Source organism: Gilliamella sp. W8126 (assembly GCF_016102185.1).
Taxonomy (GTDB): domain Bacteria; phylum Pseudomonadota; class Gammaproteobacteria; order Enterobacterales; family Orbaceae; genus Gilliamella; species Gilliamella apis_A.
This window is the reverse complement of record NZ_JACFPE010000002.1, coordinates 645,582-668,935: the sequence shown is the minus strand read 5'-3', so window position 1 is coordinate 668,935 and position 23,354 is coordinate 645,582. Positions and strand designations below refer to the sequence as shown.

20 protein-coding genes are annotated in these 23,354 nt (G+C 34.2%); 8 read left to right on the top strand and 12 right to left on the bottom strand.

Translation table 11 applies throughout. The annotated features are described in order from the left end of the window. Positions 1 to 7: 7 nt before the first annotated feature. The 4 genes from H3S74_RS07005 to prfA all read right to left on the bottom strand — a co-directional run bounded on the left by H3S74_RS07005 (position 8) and on the right by prfA (position 4,660). On the bottom strand, positions 8 to 1,432 hold the full coding sequence (locus H3S74_RS07005; protein WP_198247550.1) for an OprD family outer membrane porin: 1,425 nt from the start codon (positions 1,430 to 1,432) through the stop codon (positions 8 to 10). Positions 1,433 to 1,869: 437 nt separating this feature from the next. Then, positions 1,870 to 2,724 carry a 3-deoxy-8-phosphooctulonate synthase gene (kdsA, locus tag H3S74_RS07000; RefSeq protein ID WP_110448040.1) on the bottom strand — a complete coding sequence of 285 codons (855 nt, stop codon included), beginning with the start codon at positions 2,722 to 2,724 and terminating at the stop codon, positions 1,870 to 1,872. A 17-nt stretch (positions 2,725 to 2,741) separates the two neighbouring features. Next, a complete protein-coding gene (gene prmC / locus H3S74_RS06995; RefSeq protein WP_065579243.1) occupies positions 2,742 to 3,578 on the bottom strand; it encodes a peptide chain release factor N(5)-glutamine methyltransferase in 837 nt (278 codons plus the stop codon). Further along, positions 3,575 to 4,660 (bottom strand): peptide chain release factor 1, encoded by a 1,086-nt coding sequence (gene prfA, locus H3S74_RS06990; RefSeq protein WP_086359489.1) that lies wholly within the window; start codon positions 4,658 to 4,660, stop codon positions 3,575 to 3,577. The genes prmC and prfA overlap by 4 nt, the downstream gene beginning before the upstream one ends. A gap of 775 nt (positions 4,661 to 5,435) precedes the next feature. Between prfA and manA the strand changes: the two genes are divergently transcribed. Continuing rightward, a complete protein-coding gene (gene manA / locus H3S74_RS06985) occupies positions 5,436 to 6,623 on the top strand; it encodes a mannose-6-phosphate isomerase, class I (RefSeq protein ID WP_110447574.1) in 1,188 nt (395 codons plus the stop codon). A gap of 110 nt (positions 6,624 to 6,733) precedes the next feature. Then, positions 6,734 to 7,462, top strand: a complete 729-nt coding sequence (locus tag H3S74_RS06980) for a GntR family transcriptional regulator (RefSeq protein WP_198200316.1) — start codon at positions 6,734 to 6,736, stop codon at positions 7,460 to 7,462. A 56-nt stretch (positions 7,463 to 7,518) separates the two neighbouring features. Here the strand turns inward: H3S74_RS06980 and deoC are convergent, their stop codons facing one another. Continuing rightward, entirely contained in the window at positions 7,519 to 8,229 is a 711-nt protein-coding gene (gene deoC / locus H3S74_RS06975; protein ID WP_110447572.1) for a deoxyribose-phosphate aldolase, read from the bottom strand. Positions 8,230 to 8,410: 181 nt separating this feature from the next. Between deoC and H3S74_RS06970 the strand changes: the two genes are divergently transcribed. The 4 genes from H3S74_RS06970 to H3S74_RS06955 are packed head-to-tail and all read left to right on the top strand — an operon-like array spanning position 8,411 to position 11,043. Further along, the gene (locus H3S74_RS06970; protein WP_110447571.1) at positions 8,411 to 8,830 is read left to right on the top strand and encodes a PTS sugar transporter subunit IIA; all 420 of its coding nucleotides are present in this window, start codon (positions 8,411 to 8,413) and stop codon (positions 8,828 to 8,830) included. A gap of 27 nt (positions 8,831 to 8,857) precedes the next feature. Next, the gene (locus H3S74_RS06965; RefSeq protein ID WP_110447570.1) at positions 8,858 to 9,349 is read left to right on the top strand and encodes a PTS sugar transporter subunit IIB; all 492 of its coding nucleotides are present in this window, start codon (positions 8,858 to 8,860) and stop codon (positions 9,347 to 9,349) included. Positions 9,350 to 9,373: 24 nt separating this feature from the next. Beyond that, the gene (locus H3S74_RS06960) at positions 9,374 to 10,204 is read left to right on the top strand and encodes a PTS sugar transporter subunit IIC (RefSeq protein WP_110447569.1); all 831 of its coding nucleotides are present in this window, start codon (positions 9,374 to 9,376) and stop codon (positions 10,202 to 10,204) included. A 14-nt stretch (positions 10,205 to 10,218) separates the two neighbouring features. After that, complete coding sequence (locus H3S74_RS06955; RefSeq protein ID WP_086359482.1) at positions 10,219 to 11,043, top strand: PTS system mannose/fructose/sorbose family transporter subunit IID; 825 nt, start codon at positions 10,219 to 10,221, stop codon at positions 11,041 to 11,043. A 116-nt stretch (positions 11,044 to 11,159) separates the two neighbouring features. On the opposite strand, the gene H3S74_RS06950 is transcribed toward H3S74_RS06955, so the two are convergent. The 7 genes from H3S74_RS06950 to aceE form a co-directional block, all read right to left on the bottom strand. Further along, the gene (locus tag H3S74_RS06950) at positions 11,160 to 11,915 is read right to left on the bottom strand and encodes a GntR family transcriptional regulator (RefSeq protein WP_110447568.1); all 756 of its coding nucleotides are present in this window, start codon (positions 11,913 to 11,915) and stop codon (positions 11,160 to 11,162) included. A gap of 67 nt (positions 11,916 to 11,982) precedes the next feature. After that, positions 11,983 to 12,303, bottom strand: coding sequence for a PTS sugar transporter subunit IIB (locus H3S74_RS06945; protein WP_110447567.1), 321 nt, complete (start codon positions 12,301 to 12,303; stop codon positions 11,983 to 11,985). 10 nt (positions 12,304 to 12,313) lie between these two features. Next, positions 12,314 to 13,741: a glycoside hydrolase family 1 protein gene (locus tag H3S74_RS06940; protein ID WP_110447566.1), complete on the bottom strand. Its 1,428-nt coding sequence runs from the start codon at positions 13,739 to 13,741 to the stop codon at positions 12,314 to 12,316. A 27-nt stretch (positions 13,742 to 13,768) separates the two neighbouring features. Then, positions 13,769 to 15,070, bottom strand: coding sequence for a PTS sugar transporter subunit IIC (locus H3S74_RS06935; RefSeq protein ID WP_110447565.1), 1,302 nt, complete (start codon positions 15,068 to 15,070; stop codon positions 13,769 to 13,771). A gap of 583 nt (positions 15,071 to 15,653) precedes the next feature. Then, a complete protein-coding gene (gene lpdA / locus H3S74_RS06930; RefSeq protein WP_110447564.1) occupies positions 15,654 to 17,078 on the bottom strand; it encodes a dihydrolipoyl dehydrogenase in 1,425 nt (474 codons plus the stop codon). Positions 17,079 to 17,093: 15 nt separating this feature from the next. Then, positions 17,094 to 18,683 (bottom strand): pyruvate dehydrogenase complex dihydrolipoyllysine-residue acetyltransferase, encoded by a 1,590-nt coding sequence (gene aceF / locus H3S74_RS06925; protein WP_110447563.1) that lies wholly within the window; start codon positions 18,681 to 18,683, stop codon positions 17,094 to 17,096. A gap of 13 nt (positions 18,684 to 18,696) precedes the next feature. After that, entirely contained in the window at positions 18,697 to 21,363 is a 2,667-nt protein-coding gene (gene aceE, locus H3S74_RS06920; protein WP_198247549.1) for a pyruvate dehydrogenase (acetyl-transferring), homodimeric type, read from the bottom strand. Positions 21,364 to 21,739: 376 nt separating this feature from the next. On the opposite strand from aceE, the gene lipB reads away from it, so the two are divergent. Both lipB and lipA read left to right on the top strand, forming a co-directional pair. Beyond that, positions 21,740 to 22,360, top strand: coding sequence for a lipoyl(octanoyl) transferase LipB (gene lipB, locus H3S74_RS06915; RefSeq protein WP_110447561.1), 621 nt, complete (start codon positions 21,740 to 21,742; stop codon positions 22,358 to 22,360). Between the two features lie 10 nt (positions 22,361 to 22,370). Further along, positions 22,371 to 23,330: a lipoyl synthase gene (gene lipA / locus H3S74_RS06910; protein WP_110447560.1), complete on the top strand. Its 960-nt coding sequence runs from the start codon at positions 22,371 to 22,373 to the stop codon at positions 23,328 to 23,330. Positions 23,331 to 23,354 lie beyond the last annotated feature (24 nt).

Below are 23,354 nucleotides of genomic sequence, written 5' to 3'. Positions count from 1 at the left end.
CGATTACCTATTTTTGTTGAGCATTAAATACAGTGAATGGAATAGTAACAATAAATTTAATATCGCGTTCATCTTGGAAAATATTGCCATATCCACCACCCCAGCTGTTTATATGACTTTCATGGTTGTTATATTTGGTATAGTGTAATTGGAATGAAGTATCCTTAGCCCATGTATCTTGAATGGTATAACCTAAATCAAAATTATAAGCCGATTCTACTAAACGATTTTTTTGATTTTTTGCTTTTGAATCTGGTTTAGCATCCCAACCATAAGCATAAGATGCGCCGGTTTTCCAACCTGTTAAATAATGGTTTAAATGGCCTAGATCATAGGTGACCTCAAAAAATGCGGCTTTTTCGCCATTGGCATTAAAGTCAGAACGCGAATTCCACCAAATATCCAACCGACCATTAGATGAGGCATAATCTGGCGTCATACGTTGTAAAAAGAACCCTTGTTCACCTTCTGCTTTTACCGACACACCTTCAAGTCGTAAACCAACTGGACCAACTTGGTAACCTAAAGTAGCTGCTTGTAACCATGCTAAGCCATCATAAACATTAGCACCTTTATGAGATTGGTCTTTAGCGCCATAAAACTGATAACTCATTGTTAATGGATTATTTAACACATCAGTTTTATAAGAAGCTTTAGTAAAAAATTGATTCATATAATTCTGAGCTTGGCCAAAGGCACTTTCAAGTACAAGATCATTCTTAAAATCATATTTCATACCTGCTGAGTGTAAAAAATCGATTTTTTTACCCTTTCCCCAGCGCCGGAACTCATAAAGACGTTTATACCAAGGTGCTTTGTACTTATCCGCCCACATATAGGACATAGATAAAGCACCCGCATCGTCAAAATCAATAACGCTACCAAGTTCTACTCCACGATAGGTACCGGGTAATAAACTCCAGTGTGGAGCTAGTAAAGTTTGCCCAGACGGTTGAATATAACCAGTTTTGATCCAAAACAATTCATCAATCTTAAAGTTAAGTTGCGCTTTATAAAAACTTAAGCCACTGACATCTTTAGCTTGTTTTTCTAAATTTTTCTCATAAGGACTATAAGCACCACTAAAACCAATTTCATTTGGATGCCCTTTACCGCCATTACTGACTTCCCAAGCACCATAACCGCCCAACTCAATAGCGAGTCGATCAGCGATATAACCTGATCTAAAATCTAAATTAGTATTAAATGACGAATGTCTGAGGTTTTTTTCATATTTATGTTCAAGAAGATTTTTTCTTTCGCGATCACGATTCCAGAAAAATACATTACCAGTTAATGACGCATCATCAATAAAATTATTAGTATATTCGGCTTGTGCAGGACATATACAGGTTAATACGGTAATAGATAATAAAAGCTTAGTAAAAAGATTAAAACGATAAGGTAAAATCGGTAAATTATTATGATTCATAGTTGCTTCCCTAAAATTATACTGTGTAACTGACCACAAAATTCCCTAATATTTAATTGGTTTTTATAAGTCAAACTGAATGTATTACTGCTTTGAATTGCTATCTAGACAACATTTATGAAACATACTTAAGGTGGAAATAGGATAAATATGCATTTTTATAATGCATAAACATATTTTAGTTCGCAAATTAATTAATCTAAATCCGTGATCTAAATCACCAAAAAAATTAATTTTTAACTTTTAAAAGTAAAATCACCCTCACTTTTTTTACACAAAAAATTAATTATTCTTCAACCAAAAAATTTAAAAGGAACCAACTTATAAAATATATATATCTGAATAAAGACTATAACAAACAGATAAATAATAAAAAAAAGAGAAATGTATAACATTTCTCTTGATAATTGATTTAGATAAAAATGAAAACAGTTGTTTTAATTTTCGGTATCCAATTCTTCAAAACTTTTCACTAATTCATCAATTGCTTTCATCTGTTTTAAGAAAGGTTCAAGTTTTGCTAATGGTAATGCGGAAGGACCATCGCATTTTGCACTACTCGGATCTGGGTGAGACTCTAAAAATAGTCCTGCAATACCAACAGCCATTCCCGAACGAGCAAGCTCAGTAACTTGACCACGACGACCACCAGATGCTGCGCCCATTGGGTCACGACATTGTAGAGCATGGGTAACATCGAAAATTACTGGCGAGCCATTGCTGGCTTTTTTCATGACATTAAAACCGAGCATATCAACAACTAGATTATCATAACCAAAACAACTACCACGATCACAGAGAATCACTTGGTCATTACCTGCTTCTTCAAATTTTTCGACAATATTACCCATTTGGCCAGGGCTAACAAATTGGGGTTTTTTAACATTAATTACAGCACCTGTTTTAGCCATTGCAACAACCAAATCAGTTTGTCTTGCTAAAAAAGCCGGTAATTGAATAACATCAACAACATCAGCTACAGGTTGACACTGTTCTTCAGTATGAACGTCAGTAATAATTTTAACCCCTAACTGCTGTTTTAATTCTTGGAATATTTTCATTCCTTCTTCTAATCCAGGTCCTCGATAAGAGTGAATGGATGAACGATTCGCTTTATCAAAAGAAGCCTTAAAAATGTAAGGAATATTTAATTTATCGGTTACCGTTACGTAGTGCTCACATATTCTCATCGCTAAATCGCGAGACTCGAGCACATTCATACCGCCGAATAACACGAAGGGTAAATCATTTGCTACCGTAATATTACCGACTTTTACTCTTTTTTGTTTAATCATAAATTTATTCCTAGTTAAGGTTTAAACCAACGACCTAGGGTGACTCTGTCATTGCCACTATAATCGGTGATGGTTTCAACTAATTGAAATCCGTGTTGTTTAAAAATAGTTTGTACCGCTAAACCCTGCTTCCAACCATGTTCGATAAGCAACCAACCATATTGATTTAAATGCTTGGTTGCCCCTTGAATAATGACTTTAATATCAGCAAGGCCATCATCCTCAGAAACTAAGGCGCTTCTAGGTTCATAGCGAACATCGCCTTGAGATAAGTGAATATCAGTTGGCTCGATATAGGGTGGATTACTAGTTATCATTGAGAATTTACGATTTTTAATTGGTTTATACCAATCACCCTGTAAAAAATAAACATTGTTTACGCCTATTTGATTGGCATTTTTTTGGGCTAAAATCAAAGCATCTTTATTTTTCTCAATTGCAGTAAATAAACAATCTGGTCGCTCAGTTGCCATAGCAATAGCAATAGCACCAGTTCCTGTTCCCAAATCTAAAACTTCACAAGGGACTTTCGGCAAATATTCTAAACCTAGTTCAACAACTTTTTCTGTATCAGGTCTTGGAATTAAGGTCGAATTTGAAACATTAAATTTCAATGACCAAAACTCCTTTTCTCCAGTGATATAGGCAATGGGCTCCCCTTCTTGACGTCTTTTTAAATAGCCATCTAAAGCAATTAGTTCATCATCAGTTAATAATGTTTCACTAAAAGCCATCAAAAAGGTACGTGTTTTATGTGTGACAAAACTTAATAAAATTTCAGCATCACGTTTTGGACTTTCGCTGTCGGTTAAAGTTTGTGATGCAGATTTAAGCCATTGTAAATAGGTCATTCATCCTGTTCCGATAAAGCTGCAAGTTGATCTGCTTGATATTCTTGTACAATTGGTTCAATCAACATATCCAATTTACCTTCCATGACCTCATCTAGACGGTAAATAGTAAGATTAATACGATGATCGGTAACTCGGCCTTGAGGATAGTTATAAGTTCGAATACGATCCGAACGATCACCTGAACCGAGTAAATTACGTCTGGTTGACGCTTCCTCTTGTTGACGTTTACGCATTTCAGCATCTTGAATACGGGCAGCTAATACTGACATCGCCTTAGCTTTATTTTTGTGCTGTGAACGTTCATCCTGGCATTCAACTACAATTCCAGTTGGAATATGGGTAATACGAATTGCCGAATCGGTAGTATTAACATGCTGACCACCGGCCCCTGATGATCGATAAGTATCAATTTTCAAATCTGCAGGATTGATTTCTGGCATTTCAGCTTCTGGAATTTCTGGTAAAACAGCAACAGTACAAGCCGAAGTGTGAATTCGTCCTTGTGATTCAGTCTCTGGTACACGTTGAACTCGGTGACCACCAGATTCGAATTTTAACTGTCCATATACACCATCACCACTTACTAACATGATAACTTCTTTATATCCGCCATGTTCTCCATCATTTGAACTCATGATTTCGACACGCCAATTGCGAGATTCAGCATATCTGGTGTACATTCTCGCTAAATCACCAGCAAAAATAGCCGCTTCATCACCACCTGTACCAGCGCGCACCTCAACAAAACAGTTATAATCATCATTTGGATCTTTAGGTAACAATAGAACTTGTAATTGTTTTTCTTGCTGCTCTACTTGGCTTAATGCTTCGTTTAATTCTTCTTGAGCCATTTCACTCATTTCCGGATCAGAAAGCATCATTTTGGCAGTTTCAATATCTTCTTGTGTTTGCTTCCAATTAGCAAAGCATTTAACCACATCGGTTAACTGTGCATATTCTTTTGAAAGGGTACGAAATCGGTTTTGATCGGCTATAACCGCTGCATCAGATAGTAATGCTTGAACCTCTTCATAACGCTCTTGTAGCGTTTCCAACTTACTGATAATTGAAGGTTTCATAACTCTGTATTTTTGCTAATGATTAAATGAATTAGCTCGGCATTATATACTTAATTGCCTGTAAAATACAGTTCCTACTTATTTATGACGAAGCTAAATTAATCAATGAATAACAACATATTGGTATTAAATAATTAATTGTCTCTTTAAATAATGATTACATGTATCAGCAATTTTCTATTTGTTAGTTTCAAAATGTTTTAATATTTTTAGATATTCAAGAATAAATCAACCAAAACCATATTAATTAAAGCTTTCATTTGTTAGTGAAAAATGATTTTTAAAGTGATAAATCTTGCTAAACGGACTAATCATTTCATAATTTAATTTTGTGATCTATTCACCATAGCATGATTGCTTAAAGTTAAATAGCTATTGGGATTTATCATAATTATAAAGTCATTAAGAAAAATAACTCTATCTATACCCTTTTTTATTTGAACAAAATAGTAATATTTCAAAGGCGAATATTATTAAAACCAATTGCCAAAACAGAATCTACAATCATGATTAAACTGACTGCTAATGAAATAGCTGCCCCCTTTTTCTTAGCCGATAGAAATAAATGACATTTACTACTAAGATAAGCATTAAGTTATTGGTATAAAATCAAAATACTTTTATTGATTAATCTAAATTAATATCTTAAAAATCAGATTAATAAGTGAATTCTGAAATGTTTTTTATTACTGATTGAAAGTTATTATATCAAGTGTATAGTTATATTATATCCGGTGGAGATTACTGTGATAAAAAATTTTAAAAGGATGCGAAAATGAACCAAACTATATGGAAACTAGACAATACTATCAAACACTATGATTGGGGGAGTATCGATGGCATAACCAATTTATTTGCTATTCCCAATCCGACGTCGGAACCTATGGCTGAAATTTGGATGGGCATGCATCCACTTGGTTGCTCTTTAGCAATTGATGAAAAGCTAGGTAAAATAAGGCTTGATAAGTTAATAAAAGACAATCCACAGCAAATTTTAGGTAATAAAACCTTTCAGCATTTTGGTTCACTCCCCTTTTTATTCAAAATTCTTTCAGCAAACAAAGCATTATCTATTCAAGTTCACCCAACATTGGAAAATGCCAAAATTGGCTTTGCAAAAGAGAACCAACTAGATATTGCTAGTGATGCACCCAATCGAAATTATAAAGATCCCAATCATAAACCTGAACTTATTTATGCATTAACTCCATTCAAAGCTATGCGTTCATTCCGTGCTATTGATGAAATTATCATGTTGTTTGAAAAAATTGCCTTATCCGATTTAACTATCCCAATATCACAATTAAAAAACAACCGTCATCCTGACCAATTAAAACATTTTTTTGAATACTTATTAACTCTTCCAACTCAAACAAAGACCGCGTTAATTAAACAGCTTTTGATGAAAATCAGTACTTTTAATGACGAACCCTATTTAACCATTAAGACTCTAGCTAAAGATTATCCTGATGATATTGGTTTATTTATGCCACTATTATTAAATGTAATTGAACTGAAACCGGGACAAGCTATGTTTTTATCAGCTAAAACACCGCATGCCTACCTATCTGGAACCGGTTTAGAGGTTATGGCTAATTCCGACAATGTATTAAGAGCTGGCCTCACCCATAAATATATTGATAGTTTAGAACTTATTAATAATACTAATTTTGAAAGTATGGCGTTAGATCAATTATTAACTAAACCAGTTATCAAAGATAATAAAATTGATTTTCCAGTACCGGTTGATGATTTTAAATTTGAGATCATAAAAAGTGACCAAAATTTGCATTGTGAAAAAGTAGATAGTGCGCAAATTGTGTTATGTCTTGATGGAGAAATCACCTTATCAACTGAATCACAGTCATTAACTTTACATAAAGGTGAATCGGCTTTAATCGCTTACCAAACTGATGTATATCATTATCAAGGTTTAGGCGTATTAGCTAAAGCATTTGATTAGCTTTTGGATAAAAATAAAAATTAAGTTTTTTAATAGGTTAAATATGGTTGTTTTACATATTTACACTAATATATTAATATGTAGTAATATAATAATTAAAAATAAGCATCATGGATTCTAATAATAAAATTCCACGCCATTTGTTTATTCAGCAAGATTTATTAAAAAAAATCAAGTCAGGTGAATATGCTGAAGGGCAATTAATTCCTAAAGAATCTGAATTAACAGATATTTATCAAGTCAGTCGGCCAACTGTTCGCCAAGCTATTCAGTTTTTGGTCAACGATGGATACCTTGAACGTCGCAAACGTCGAGGAACAATAGTTAAGCAACAAAAAATTAATCAAGAATTTACCCATATTATCGAAAGTTATGATTCTGAAATGAATCGCAAGGGACTTCACCCTAAAACAAAAGTTTTAACCTTTAAATTGGATAAAGCGACCGTTGATATTGCTAAACATTTAGACATCAATGAATTTGATGCTGTGTATAAATTAGTGCGTCTACGTTATGCCGAAAACAAGCCAATAGTACTTGTGACAACTTATTTACCAGTAAAAGCATTGCCTAATTTTTTAGATAATGACTTTAAACAAGAAAAACTGTATTCAGTTTTAGAAAAAATGAATTTTCCAATTCTCCAAATACGTCGAAAATTAGATGTATTAAAAGCCGATGAAACAACTAGTGATCTATTAGATATTGAAGAAGGAGATCCTATTTTCTATTTCCATTCTATTGGATATAGCCACGATCGAACTCCAATCGAATATTCAATATCTAAATATCGTGGTGATATTAATTCATTTATCTTTGAGTTAAATCATTCCAGCTAATATAATAAATATACCCACTAATAAGTGGGTATATTAATCAACAAAAATATTAAAGTTTAAATTTTGATTGTTTGCGCTTGTGTTGTTTGTAAATCTTTTTTTATCTCTTCAATAATTGCAATACCGGCACTTGTTCCGATTCGTTCCGCCCCCACTGCAATCATCTTTTTAAATGTATCGGCATTACGAATACCGCCAGCAGCTTTCACTTTTACAACATCGCCTACATGTTGCTTCATTAATTTAACATCTTCAAGTGTCGCACCGGAAGGACCAAATCCTGTTGATGTTTTTATAAAGTCTGGTTTAACTTTAACTGCAATTTGGCAAAGTGCTATTTTTTCTTCATCGGTTAAATAACAATTTTCAAAAATCACTTTTGATGTAACATTATATTGACGACAAATCTTAACGATTTCTGACATTTCCCGTTCAATATAATTCAAATTTCCCGCCTTTAATTCAGAAATATTAATTACGTAATCAATTTCAGTTGCCCCAATTTCAATTGCATTTTTCGTTTCGAAGCATTTTGATTCTATCGTTGTTTGGCCTAAAGGAAATGCTATCGCTGCACCAATATCTACATCAGTATCTTTTAGTAGTTCAGCACACAATTTTGACTGAACTTGATTGATTGCAACCATCTTGAAATGGTAGTCAATAGCTTCTTGACATAGCTTTTTCATCATGGCCGTTGTTGCATCTGGTTTTAAATTAGTGTGATCAATAAGTCGACTTAAATCTCGTAAAGAATAATTTTTCATGTTTTTTACCTCAACCTCATATGTAATTACATATTTTAAATAAAATTTATTTATCGTCAATTAAAATAGATAAAATATGTGATAAACATCTCATTTCATTAAAAATAACTCTTAATATATTTGTTTTAAAAAATAAATATGTAAATATATATTTAAATATTATTTTAAGAGGGACTTGCAAATGAAAATAGTAGTTACTTCTCACGGCGAATTATGCGAAGGGATCTTATCAAGTTATCAAATGATTGCGGGTGATATATCACAATTTATCTCTGTCAAACTTGACGATAAGGGAATTAGCGACTTTTCTTCAAGATTAACAACCGTGTTAGATGAACAAACTATGAAAAATGAAGTTGTCATTGTTTTAAGTGACATCATGGGGGGTACACCTTATAACGAAACTTTCCGTTATATGCTGGCTAATCCAAATAAAGTTTATCTTATGGCTGGATTAAATTTATCAATGTTAATTCAAGCAGCAACAATAATTAATGAGCCCAATATAGATGAAGCTATTAATTCAATTCTGGAAGCAGGTCAAGCCTCAATATCCATTGCACCAATAACCGAAAATAGTAGTGAAGATTTAGATTTTTAATTAGTGAGACGATAGGAGTGAATAAATATGGCAATTACATTAACCAGAGTCGATGATCGTGTTATTCATGGTCAAATCATGACGCGTTGGACAAAAGTCAGACCTGTCGATGGCATCCTTGTAGTGGGTGACAATATCGCTTCAGATGAGTTACGCAAACGAGTATTAAAAGCGGCTGCGGGAACATTAAAAATTGGTATTTACACAGTAGAACAAGGTGTAGAGAAAATAAAACAAGGTACAGAGTCAAATAAAAACTTTTTTTTAATTAGTGATTCACCACAAACATTTGAAAAATTGTTAAAAGCGGGTGCTAAATTACCATCAACTTTAAATATTGGCTGTATGAATACTCGAGCAGGAGCAAAAGTATTAGGACGAACTGTTGCCATTGATGAGAATGATTATAAAGCATTTGATTACATTGAAAGTCAAGGAATTAAAATTGAATTTCAATTGTTGCCAGATGATGAAGCTAAAAATTGGAACGTAATGAAAAAGAAATATGACACTTTATAACTTTCATATTTAGAGGGAAAAATTATGGAAACAACTCTTTTTATTCCCGCTTTATTAACAGGGATATTTTGTTACTTAGGCGCGATTGAATCACCATGGCTTTTTGGTATGTCAGGTGGTTTTTATATAGTTGGTAGGCCACTAGTTGCTGGGTTATTAGTTGGTTTAGCCTTTGGTGATGTACAAGCCGGTGTATTATGTGGTTTAGCGGTACAAGCTGTTTTTATTGCAAATTTATCAACTGGAGGGGCAACAAATAGTGAAATAACCTATGCAGCTTATGGTGGAATTGGTTTAGCACTTGCCACAACTAAAGATCCTGCTGTCGCGGTAACTCTTTCGGTTTTATTGGGCCAGACTTTCGGTTTGATATTTTACAATACTCGAATGGCATTATACTCGTTCTGGAATAATAAAGCACAACATGCAGCTGAAACTAACAATACCCGAGGTATCGTTCTAAATCATCTATTTTATCCTCAAGTTACAACATTCTTATTACGTGCCGTTCCAGTCTTTTTAGCGATCTATTTTGGCTCTGGTTTAGTTGAATGGTTATTAGCTAATGTTCCTGAAGTTATTACCAAGATTATCTCAGTGTTAGGTGGTGTACTTCCTGCATTAGGTATCGCTATGCTTATGAATATCGTGATTAAATCGAAAATTCAGCTGATCTTTTTCTTCGCTGGTTTCGTGTTATTAGCTTTTGCAGGGTTAAGTATGATAGCACTAGTATTCATCTCCGCTTTAGTTGCTTACTTATACTTTATTGCAAGCAATAAATCGGCAACAACACCAATTAAAGAAACAAATTCACCAAATTCAGATGTTTTTGAAGATGATGATTTGTTCTAAAAAGGAGAACTAAAATGGATAAATTAATTGAGGAACAACGTTTAACAAAACGAGAATTACGCCAAATTTGGTATCGTTGGGGCTTTACTCATTTGTCATCAATGAGCTATGAGAAATTACAAGCACATGCTTGGGCTTTTTCCTATATCCCTTTTGCCGAAAAATATTATAAGAATGATCCTGAAGCAAAACGCCGTTTATTAGTTAGACATTCTATGTTTTATAATACTGAACCACAAACCGGTCAAATTATTAACGGTATTGTTGCGTCAATGGAAGAAGAGATTGCTTTAGGCAAAAATGTTCCAGAAGAACTACCTGTAAATATTAAAGCGACACTAATGGGCCCTTTAGCTGGAATTGGAGATTCATTGATTCAAGGTATTATTGTGCCAATTTTGTTATCAATTGCTATGGGAATGGCAGCAGGAGGTAATGCTATAGGCCCTATTTTCTATATTTTATCTTATGGTATTTTAGGCCCTTTAATTTCCTATCTTAGCTTCCATTACGGTTATAAATTAGGCGTTAATGCAATTGATAATATTATTGGTGATAACGTCAAACGGATCACCGACGCATTTAACATACTTGGAATTATGGTGGTTGGTGGTTTAGCTGCCGGTAATATTGTACTTAATTCAGTATTGGAAATTCCGATGGGAGAAAGCATGCGATCATTACAAAGTGTACTTGATGGCATCTTTCCAAAAATACTGCCATTATCCATGGTGTTATTAGCATGGTGGTTAGTATCAGCTAAACAGATGTCTGCAACCAAAGTTATTTTAATTTTGACTGCAATCGCAGCAGTTGGTGTAGTACTTGGCGTATTTTAAAATAATTAATTAACAACATTTGTTTTATTGAACAATTTAATAATCCCCATAATATTTTGTAATACTATGGGGATTTATTTAATTGGATTATTAATTTTAAAATACTAATTAATATTTTAGATAAAGTTTTCAAATAAATTGATCGATGAAAAAATATAGCCATCAAAATCAATAGATGTTTTATCAGATAAATTCATTAAAATATTTTTTTCGTTTTCAATATGTTGCCACATGGCTTTATAAGCCCCAACACTGTCACGACGACATAGTGCTGCTAAGATTTGTTGATGATCAGCATACCATTTTAGTCGATAGCCTTTAGTATTAGTATGTTCAGTAAGTTGCTGCCAATTAAATGAGTTCTGTTTGTGTTCCCATAAATTCTTAAGTGAATTCACTAACATCTGATTTTGGGTTGCTTCGGCGATATTGAGATGAAAATTGAAATCATTATTGTTATTGAATTCGTTATTCATAGTCGCATGCAATTCTTGCTCTAATATTTTCTTTAAGCTTTCTATATTGGCAATGGTTATCATCTGAGAAGCAAAAGAAGCAATATTAGTCTCAATCAGTTGGCTAGCTTGTAGTAGTTCAAAAGGACCGAGTACTCGAGAATAATTTGAATCAGGTTTATTAATAACATAAATACCTGAACTTTGCTTTATCGATACAAAACCTTTTACTTCCAATGCGATTAACGCTTCACGAACAATAGTACGACTTACGCCATAGGCATCGGCAATAGTTCTTTCTGGTGGTAATTTAGAACCTAATGGATATTCATCCATTCTAATTTTATCCAATAATAGTTCTGCTATTTCTTGATACTGTTTTTTAGAATATTGATTCGATATATTGTCCGTTAACATTCACCTGTTCCTACAAAAATACAAACATTAAAATCGAATATTCTAATGTTTGTATTAATTCCTATGATTATGCTTCGATCATTTGCAAAATTTGATCTAAAACTTTACCAGCATTCATTGTACCATAAGCAACTGGATCAATAATGTCAATTGGTATGCCATATTTTTCTGTTTGTTTTCTGCTCTCATCTAAGGCGAATCTCATTTGTGGTCCTAATAATACCGCGATAATTTTATCACTATCACTATTAAGATGTTGATATAAAAGTTGCTCACTTATTGCTATAAAATCAAAATCTAACGATCGTTCTAGTGCTTCTTTTCTTATTTTGTTGACTAATAATGAGGTTGACATACCACCGGCACAGGCAAAAATAACTTGTTTCATCTTTTACTCCTTATTTATCTTCATCATCTAGATTTACAATTAGTTGTCTTGTTTTAGATAAATCTTTGAACCATAACGCTGATTTCTTCAACCTTCTGTTTCTATTTTGTTCAAGATCAATTTCGATTAGTCCATAACGATTTTTGAATGCATTCATTGGTGAAACATTGTCTGTAAATGCCCACAGCATATAACCACCACAATTAGCTCCATCATTGATAGCTTTTAACGTCCAATAAAGATGTTTCGAAATAAAATCAATTCGATAATCATCTTGAATCATGCCTTGATCATCTTTAAATCGTTGCTCATCTTCAATACCCATGCCATTTTCACAAATAAACCATGATTTATTGTTATATTGTTGTTTAACTCGCATTGCGAAATCATAAACAATTTTAGGATAAATTTCCCAACCTCTAGATTTATTCATTTTTCTTCCAGGTAATGCAAAGGATTCGTAATAAAACGCGGGATGAAATGGCGCATCTTTGTGCCATTGTTTTGTAGGTGCTTTAACACGATGAGGAAAATATAAATTAATAGCAACTTCATCAACTGGAAATTTTTTAATTATTTCAAGTTCTTGATTGGTATAATCCCACTGAACTTTATGTTTAGCCAATAAATCAATAAGCTCTTGAGGATATTCACCATTAAAAGCCGGATCAAGAAAAACTCGATTATAAAAAAGATCATACATTTTTGCAGCTTGTTGATCTTCTTTAGAGGAAGAACGAGGATAAGTCACCTCTGGATTTATAATAGTGCCAATGCTTCCTTGATAATTTTTGTGACGAAATAGCTGAACAACTTTGGCCGTAGCTAAATTTTTATGGTGATTCCACTGCATCCATTTATTGGTATTTTGTTCATAAGGCCAACGTTCAGCATCAAGATACACTCGCGTTTGAATGACAATTGGTTCATTAAAGACAAACCACCGTTTAACGGTATTATGATAACGTTCAAAAACTTTTTCAGCAAATTTAACAAATAGTTCAACTACATGTTTCGAATTCCAGCCACCATATTTATTGAATAGTTCGGCAGGAACTTCGTAATGTTCTAGACAAAGCATTGGAACAATACCGTTTTCGACTATTTTTGTTAGAAAATCGTCATAATACTTAGCATAATCTTCATCAACAATTGCATTTTCGTAGTCAGTTAAAAAACGCGACCAGTTAATTGATGTTCGATAGTGTGTAAGTCCTACCTTTTTCATTAGATCTACTTCTTCCTGATAGCGATTAATTAAATCAGTAGCAATTGCAGGACCATAACCTTCATACCATACATCACGATCGTTTTTATACCAAAGATCTAAATATGAATCTTGATTCTCTTTCTTACCACACCAACCTTCAGTTTGCCATGCCGATGTTGAAGCGCCTAAAATAAAGTTTTTAGGGATATCCATTGTTAATTTACTCATTATTGACTCCTTGAATGTTGATTCAATTTAGGATTGAATTTCAGAACGTTTAGCCGCTATTTTTAGGAAAGGTAAATAAATGAAAATAGCAATAATAATACAGAAGATCTGGGTAACAACAGCACCTAAGGATCCGGCTGTTGATAAGTAAGCACTAATTATTGGTGGCGTAGTCCACGGCACCATAACCACGGCTTTACCTGCAAAACCAATACTTGTTGCGATATAACCTATTGTGCCAGTAATTAACGGTGTAATAATAAATGGAATGGCTAAAATCGGGTTTAACATTATTGGTAAACCAAAAATTACAGGTTCATTGATATTGAAAATACCTGGACCCAGTGATAATTTTGCTATTTCTCTCATTTCTTTGCGTTTTATTGCAATAAAAATAGCCATCAACAATCCAATCGTACAACCTGAACCACCTATACTCATGTAAACATCCCAAAACGGCATAGTAATAATATTGGTTGGCTCAATACCTTGTTCGAAATCACTCATGTTAACCATTATTGCACCAAGTAATAAGGGTTCGCGAATTGGTTTTATCATTTGATTACCATGAATCCCTATAACCCAAAATATTTGTGCGACAAACATTAATAACAATAATCCCGGTAGGCTTTGCATGACAGACTCAAGCGGCTGTTGCACCACCATATAGATAGCATCATACAAATACATTCCAGTTAATTTGTAGAATACAAAACCAAAAGCCGCTACGACTGAAGTAGTAATTATTGCTGGAATAAGTGCTGAAAATGAAGCGGAGACATTTGATGGAACACTATCTGGCATTTTTACTCTTAGCTTATCTACTTTTAATAATTTAGAGTATATTTCTACCGATATAATAGCGATAAACATACCTAGAAAAAGGCTTTTAGTATCAGTAAATTGCCGTGCTAATACATTAGTTACTTGAAATTTTTGGCCTTCAACTACAACGTCTGTAAATGTTGGTTGTACGGAAATAAAACATATAATAGCCAACAATCCAGGAAATAAGGTTTTATTACCATTTATGCGTCCTAATTCAATAGCGATTAAAAACACAGCGCCAATGGTTAGAAAATTCAATGTCGCATAATTTAAATTACTAGCAATGGGCTTTAATACTGCTAAAAAAGATAAACAATCAAAATAAGCTAATCCATTTTGTTTATCAAAAACAATATTTGACATTAGCACCGCAAAAGCGCCAACGATTATCACTGGCATTAAAGTAATAAATGCCGCTTTAATTGCCATTATATATCTTAAACTATTAAATTTATTGGCAAATTTACCTAGTTTATCAATAACTTCATTTACTCTAGACATATTTACAATCTCCAATTAGGGGGAAAGGTGAGATTCTTTGACAATCAAAAAATAATACTTATAAGGGAGGTAATCTGTGATCCTACTCACAACATTCAAAATTGGAATTCCATTAATATCTAAAAATGTGATAAATGTCATTTATTGGCATACCAAAATGCAAAAAACAAATTACAAAACCGTGACAAAAGATGTTTAGCACAAGAAAATTATGGAAATTTGGTATGACAATATATTCAATCTATTGGATTTGATAGCGTAATAAACGAATAATCGTTAATATAAGGTTGTTTTTTAATATTTATTTTAATAATTAGTCAGTTATTTTTAATTAAAAACCCCTTTCCTCAAAATTTTCTATTAAGATTAAATGAGTTTTAAATCAATCATAAACAATAATTTTATGAATAATTAAAAGATTAAGTTAGCGCTTTAGCAAGATGATTATTGAAATTGAAAGTTATTACGGTTATACACTTATTTCGGGTAAACTTAGAAATATTGGAAATCTTGATTAGAAAAATAAAATGCCGTTAGCAAACTAACGGCATTATTTCAATGATAACAATAAAATAAATAGTTTTTATTTTTTAACTGCTTTTGCATTCGGCAAATCAGTTACTGATCCTTCATAAATCTCAGACGCTAAGCCTATTGATTCATGTAACGTTGGGTGAGCATGAATGGTCAATGCAATATCTTCAGCATCGCAACCCATTTCAACTGCCAATGTAATTTCCCCAAGTAATTCGCCACCATTTGCCCCTACGACAGCACCACCAAGAAGACGATTGTCAGCTTTATTAAAGATTAATTTAGTCATCCCTTCTGAACAATCAGAAGCAATCGCACGACCTGATGCAGCCCATGGGAATATAGCAACCTCATAATCTAAACCTTTTGCTTTAGCTTCTTTTTCAGTTAAGCCAACCCAAGCAACTTCAGGTTCAGTATAAGCAATTGATGGTATAGTTTTTGGATCAAAATAATGTTTTTTACCCGCAATAACTTCTGCTGCCACATGACCTTCATGAACACCTTTATGCGCAAGCATCGGTTGACCAACAATATCGCCAATAGCATAAATATGAGGCACATTCGTTCTCATCTGTTTATCTACTTCGATAAAACCACGATCAGTCACATTTACACCTGCTTTTTCAGCGTTGATTAGTTTACCATTTGGAGTACGGCCTATTGCAACTAATACCGCATCATAAGTATGAGTTTCAATGGTTCCATCTTTTTTCTCCATGGTGACATAAATTGCATCATGTTTAGCTTCAACAGTACTTACTTTAGTTTCTAATCTCAAAGTAAATTTCTTTTGAATTTGTTTAGTAAAGATTTTTACCACATCTTTATCAGCAGCTGGAATAACCTGATCAAGCATTTCAACCACATCTACTTCTGAGCCTAATGCATGATAAACAGTCCCCATTTCTAAACCGATAATACCACCACCCATTAAAAGTAGTTTTTTAGGAATAGTAGTTAATGCTAATGCATCTGTCGAATCCCAAATACGAGGATCTTCATGTGGAATAAATGGTAAAGTTATTGGTCTTGAACCCGCGGCAATGATGGCATTATCAAAAGTAATTTTAGTTATACCTTTGGATGAAGTAACATCCATAGTATGACTGCCAGTGAATTGTGCTTCACCTTGAATAACATTGACTTTACGCATTTTAGCCATGCCGGCAAGCCCATTAGTTAGTTGGTTTATAACTTTTTCTTTCCAACCACGAACTTTATCTAATTCAAGTTTAGGCGTACCAAAATGAATACCATGTTCAGTCAATGATTTTGCTTCATCCATTACTTTGGCAACATGGAGTAATGCTTTAGATGGTATACAACCAACATTTAAACAAACACCACCTAAAGTTGAATAACGTTCTACTAAGGTAACATCTAATCCAAGATCGGCAGCTCGGAAGGCAGCGGAATAACCCGCTGGACCAGCTCCTAAGACAACAACTTGTGTTTTAACTTCTTGACTCATAATTAATTTCCCCCACTACATCACTAATCGACGTAAGTCGGATAAAACATTAACAATATGGCTTAAGAAGCGTGCACCATCAGCCCCATCAATTACTCGGTGATCGAATGATAATGATAAAGGTAACATTAGGCGTGGTGTAAATTCTTTACCATTCCAAACTGGTTTCATACTTGAACGAGATACACCTAAAATACCTACTTCAGGTGCATTTACAATTGGTGTAAATGAAGTCGTTCCGATACCACCTAGACTAGAAATGGTGAAACAACCACCTTGCATATCACTACCGGTAAGTTTGCCATCGCGAGCTTTTTTGGAAATTTCTGCAAGTTCACGAGAAAGTTCAATAATGCCTTTTTTATTCACATCTTTAAATACCGGCACAACTAAACCATTAGGTGTATCAACGGCTACACCGATATTAATGTATTTTTTGATGATAAGAGTTTGTGCATCTTCAGACAATGAACTATTAAAACGAGGATAAGCTGTTAAAGCGCTGGCTACTGCTTTCATAATAAACACTAGTGGCGTAATTTTCAGATCCAGTTTTTTCTTTTCAGCTTCGGCATTTTGTTGTTTACGGAAAGCTTCTAATTCAGTGATATCTGTTTCATCAAACTCAGTAACATGTGGAATCATTACCCAATTACGATGTAAGTTTGCACCAGATACTTTTTGAATTTTAGTTAATGGTAATGATTCAACTTCACCAAATTTACTAAAATCAACTTTAGGCCACGGTAATAAACCAGGTAATGCACCACCGGTACCACCATTTTCTATCTGTTTTACAGCATTTTTTACGTAAGCTTGAATATCTTCACGTAAAATGCGATGTTTAGGGCCAGTAGGTTGTACCTTAGCAAGGTTAACACCAAACTCACGAGCTAAACGACGAACAGAAGGAGTTGCATGTGCATAAGCATCATTCTCTACAAATTCATTGGTATTTGCAGATGCGGCTGGCGCAGCAGAATTATTGTTAGTATTCGCAACTGGAGTTGCAATAGCTGGTTTTTCTGCTGCCACAGGTGCAACATCAGTTTTTACTGGTGCACTGCTAGCAACTGTCTCAAATTCCATAATTTTTGAGCCAGTTTTAACTTTATCACCAATTTTTACTGAAATGCTTTTCACAACACCAGCAATAGTAGCAGGCACTTCCATTGAGGCTTTATCGCCTTCTACTGTTATAAGTGAATCATCAACGGAAACTGAATCACCAACTTTAACTAAAATTTCAGTGACCTCAACTTCATCACCACCAATGTCAGGTACATTAACATCAACCACTTGGCTGGCACTTGGGGCTGATGGTGCAGCAACTGGTGCGGCCGTTTGTTGTTTATCTGCTGCAGCCTCTGTTCCGCTGTCATCAAATTCCATAATACTTACACCAGTGGTAACTTTATCGCCGATTTTAACAATGATTGATTTTACAATTCCTGCTTGTGGAGCAGGAATTTCCATTGATGCTTTATCGCCCTCAACCGTTAATAACGATTGATCAGCTTCAACTTTGTCGCCAACTTTAACTAAAATCTCTGTTACTTCAACTTCATCACTTCCGATATCGGGTAATTTTATTTCAATAGTCATTATTTTTTACCTCTTATGCATTACGTGGATTGAGCTTATCAGCATTGATGTCGAACTTTTTAATCGCGTCTTCAACAACACTTGTTTGAATATCACCACGTTTAGCTAGTTCTCCTAATGCTGCAATCACAACATAAGATGCATCGACTTCAAAATGATGACGTAAATTTTCTCGACTGTCACTGCGACCGAATCCATCAGTACCTAATACTCTGTAGCTTTCTGCCGGTACAAATCCACGAATTTGTTCTGCATAAATTTTCATATAATCAGTTGAAACAACTGCTGGATTATTATTCATTATTTGAGCAACATAAGGAACTTTCTCTGGTTCACTCGGATGTAACATATTGTAACGTTCACAATCTTGACCATCTCTAGCTAATTCGGTGAACGAAGTTACACTATACACTTCTGAGCTAATACCGTAATTTTTAGCTAGGATATCTGCAGCTTCACGAACATGGCGTAATATTGAACCAGAGCCTAATAATTGAACAGTAGGTTTACCTTGTTGTCCTTCAACAGTATCTAATTTATAAATACCACGACGGATACCCTCTTCAGCCCCTTCTGGCATTGCAGGTTGAGCATAGTTTTCATTAAGTGTAGTAATATAATAGTAAACATTTTCTTGTTCACCATACATGCGACGTAAACCATCTTGCATAATAACAGCAACTTCATATGCATAAGCTGGATCATAAGATACACAGTTAGGGATAGTTAACGCTTGAATATGACTATGACCATCTTGATGTTGTAATCCTTCACCATTTAATGTAGTACGACCAGAAGTACCACCGATCATAAAGCCGCGAGCTTGTTGATCGCCTGCCGCCCACATTAAATCACCAATACGTTGGAAACCAAACATAGAATAATAAATGTAGAAAGGAATCATTGGTAAATCATTAGTACTATAAGAAGTTGCAGCTGCTAACCACGATGCTGTTGCACCACATTCATTAATACCTTCTTGCAAGATTTGGCCTTTTTCATCTTCACGATAGTAAGCAACTTGTTCTTTATCTTGCGGAGTATATTGTTGACCATGTGGATTATAAATTCCTATCTGACGGAATAAGCCTTCCATCCCAAAGGTACGAGCTTCGTCAGCAAGAATCGGCACTAAACGAGGCGCTAATTCTTTATCTTTTAACATAATGTTAAGTGCACGTACAAAAGCAATTGTGGTTGAAATTTCTTTCGATTGCGCTTCAAGTAATGGTGCGAATTCAGTTAAAGAAGGAATTGATACAGTTCCTGAGAATTTAGTCAATCTTGACGGCACATAACCATGTAAGGCTTGACGACGTTCATGAATATATTTGTATTCAGGAGTATGTTCTTCAAATTTAATGTAAGGTAATTTTTCTATTGCATCATCTGTAACTGGGATATTGAAGAAATCACGAACATGACGAACACCGTCCATATTCATTTTTTTCACTTGGTGTGCAATATTCTTAGCTTCTGCTGCTGCACCCATACCATAACCTTTAATAGTATGTGCTAAAATCACTGTTGGGCGATCTTTGGTTTCTTTTGCTCTAGCAAATGCAGCAAACATTTTTTCAGGATCTTGACCACCACGATTAAGTCTGAAAATTTCTTCATCAGACATATCTTTTACTAATTCTGCAGTTTCAGGATATTTACCAAAGAAATGCTCACGAACATAAGCACCATCTTTAGATTTAAAGGTTTGGTAATCCCCATCAAGCGTTTCATTCATTAAGCGAATTAATTTTCCTGATTTATCTTTTTGTAATAATTTATCCCAGCGATCACCCCAAAGCACTTTAATTACATTCCAGCCAGCTCCAGCAAATACGCCTTCTAATTCATTAACAATTTTGCCATTACCGGTAACTGGCCCATCTAAGCGTTGTAAATTACAATTAATTACAAATACTAAGTTATCCAATTTTTCACGTGTAGCAATTGTGATTGCACCTTTTGATTCTGGCTCATCCATCTCGCCATCACCTAAAAATGCATAAACTGTTTGTTCAGTAGTATCTTTCAATCCACGATGATTCAGATATTTTAAAAAGCGAGCTTGGTAAATAGCGCTAATTGGACCTAATCCCATTGAAACAGTTGGGAATTGCCAAAACTCAGGCATTAATTTTGGATGAGGATAAGATGATAATCCTTTTCCATGTACTTCTTGACGGAAATTATCTAATTGTTCCTCGGTTAGTCGTCCTTCAATAAATGCGCGAGAATAAACACCTGGAGAGATATGACCTTGGAAATAAATTAAGTCACCACCATCTTTTTCATTACGAGCACGGAAAAAATGGTTAAAACAGACTTCATAAAATGTCGCTGCAGATTGGAATGATGCCATGTGACCACCCAGTTCTAAATCTTTTTTAGAAGCGCGAAGAACCATCATCATTGCATTCCAGCGAACAATAGAACGAATACGTCTTTCAATTTCCCAATCACCTGGATAGGCAGGTTGTTCATCGACAGGAATAGTATTAATATAGTTACTAGTTGATGAACCAAATAGTAAAGGAACTCCGCCATCTCTGGCTTTATTTACAATTTGTTCAATAATATATTGCGCTCGTTCTACGCCTTCTTCACGAATAATTGACTCTAAACTTTTAAGCCAATCTTGCGTTTCTACTGGATCAATATCATTCACTTGCATGTCCGACATATAAAAACCTCTTTTTTGTTTTAAAAAATGCAGTTTTTGCTATCCTTAGCTATAACAGACGCCATAACTAACTCAATAAGCTCCAACTTTGCATTACGGATGCTTTATTGCTATAAGTCTGCCATCTTCCTAAAAAAAGTAAAGTAAACTGACGGTTATAAAAGAATGTTAATTCCTATTAAATTAATCAACTATTTCAATTATTAATTTGATAAAAATGATAATTATTTGATAAAAATCAAATTTAATTTGTGGGTATAGTAAGAATCTTGTGTTATGAGTTATACATTGAATGAGTGATGGTTGTCAAGTTATAGCAAAATCTGCTATATAGATGTAAATTTATTGATAAATTACAACTTAACCAGTGTTGGATATGCCAAATAAAGACGTTGTTATTAAACAATTAGGTATGTTGCCTTATCTAAAAACTTATCAAGCTATGCACGATTTTACTAAACTGCGTGATGCGCAAACCTTAGATGAAATCTGGCTTGTTGAGCATTTACCGGTTTTCACTCAAGGTAAAGTAGGTAAACCTGAACATTTACTGACCACTACTGACATTCAAGTGGTGCAAACTGATCGTGGCGGTCAAATTACCTATCATGGCCCTGGCCAACAAATTATGTATATTTTGTTTGATTTAAAAAGACGTAAAATAGGTATACGAGATGTGGTTAGTTATTTAGAAAATAGTGTTATTCAAACTTTACAGCACTATGACATTACCGCTTATTCAAAATCGGATGCACCTGGCGTCTATATCAATCAACAAAAAATCTGCTCACTAGGATTACATATTAAGCATGGTTGTACATTACATGGTTTAGCACTTAATATTGATATGGATTTAACACCGTTTAATTATATTAATCCGTGTGGCTATGCAGGTTTAAAAATGACTCACATGAAGCATTATATTGCACAAATTGATCGTCAAGAGATTAACCAGTTATTAACTGATAATTTTATTAATCAGTTACCAAACAACTAAGATATTAAATATGCAAAATACTGAAAATCAAATCCGCAGTTCCAAATATCGTGACGCTGATAAAACGCGTCTCATTCCAACCATTACAGTTGAGGATATCGCTCCATTAAAAAAACCTGATTGGATGAGAATTAAATTATCTGCTCATAACGATAATATTGCCCATATTAAAAACACTATGCGTAAGCATGGATTACATTCTGTGTGTGAAGAAGCATCTTGCCCAAATTTGGCTGAATGCTTTAATCACGGTACAGCAACTTTTATGATATTAGGCGATATTTGTACTCGCCGTTGTCCTTTCTGTGATGTTGCACATGGCCGTCCATTACCACCTGATCGTGAAGAACCGAGCAAACTAGCCTTAACTATTCAAGAGATGAAATTACGTTATGTAGTCATCACATCTGTTGACCGAGACGATTTAAAAGATGGAGGAGCTAGCCATTTTGCAGCTTGTACTCAAGAAATTCGCGCATTAAGCCCGAATATCAAAGTTGAAACATTAACACCTGATTTCCGAGGTTGTATTGATGAAGCAGTAGAGGTTTTAAGCGAAAATCCACCAGATGTGTTTAACCATAATTTAGAAAACATTCCTCGCTTATACAAAAAAATTCGCCCCGGTGCTAATTATGAGGGATCATTAAAATTACTTGCTTCTTTTAAAGAAAAACATCCAAAAATTCCGACTAAATCAGGTTTAATGGTTGGATTAGGTGAAACAAATGAAGAACTCATTCAAGTATTAAAAGATTTACGCAGTAATGGCGTAACTATGTTAACTTTAGGTCAGTATCTACAACCAAGTAAATATCATTTACCAGTTGAACGTTATGTATCACCTCAAGAATTTGAAGAATTAAAACAGACTGCTTTAGCAATGGGATTCACCCACGCTGCTTGTGGGCCGTTTGTCCGTTCTTCTTATCATGCCGATTTACAAGCAATGGGAAAAGAGGTGAAATAAATATCACCTCCTATTAATTTAGTA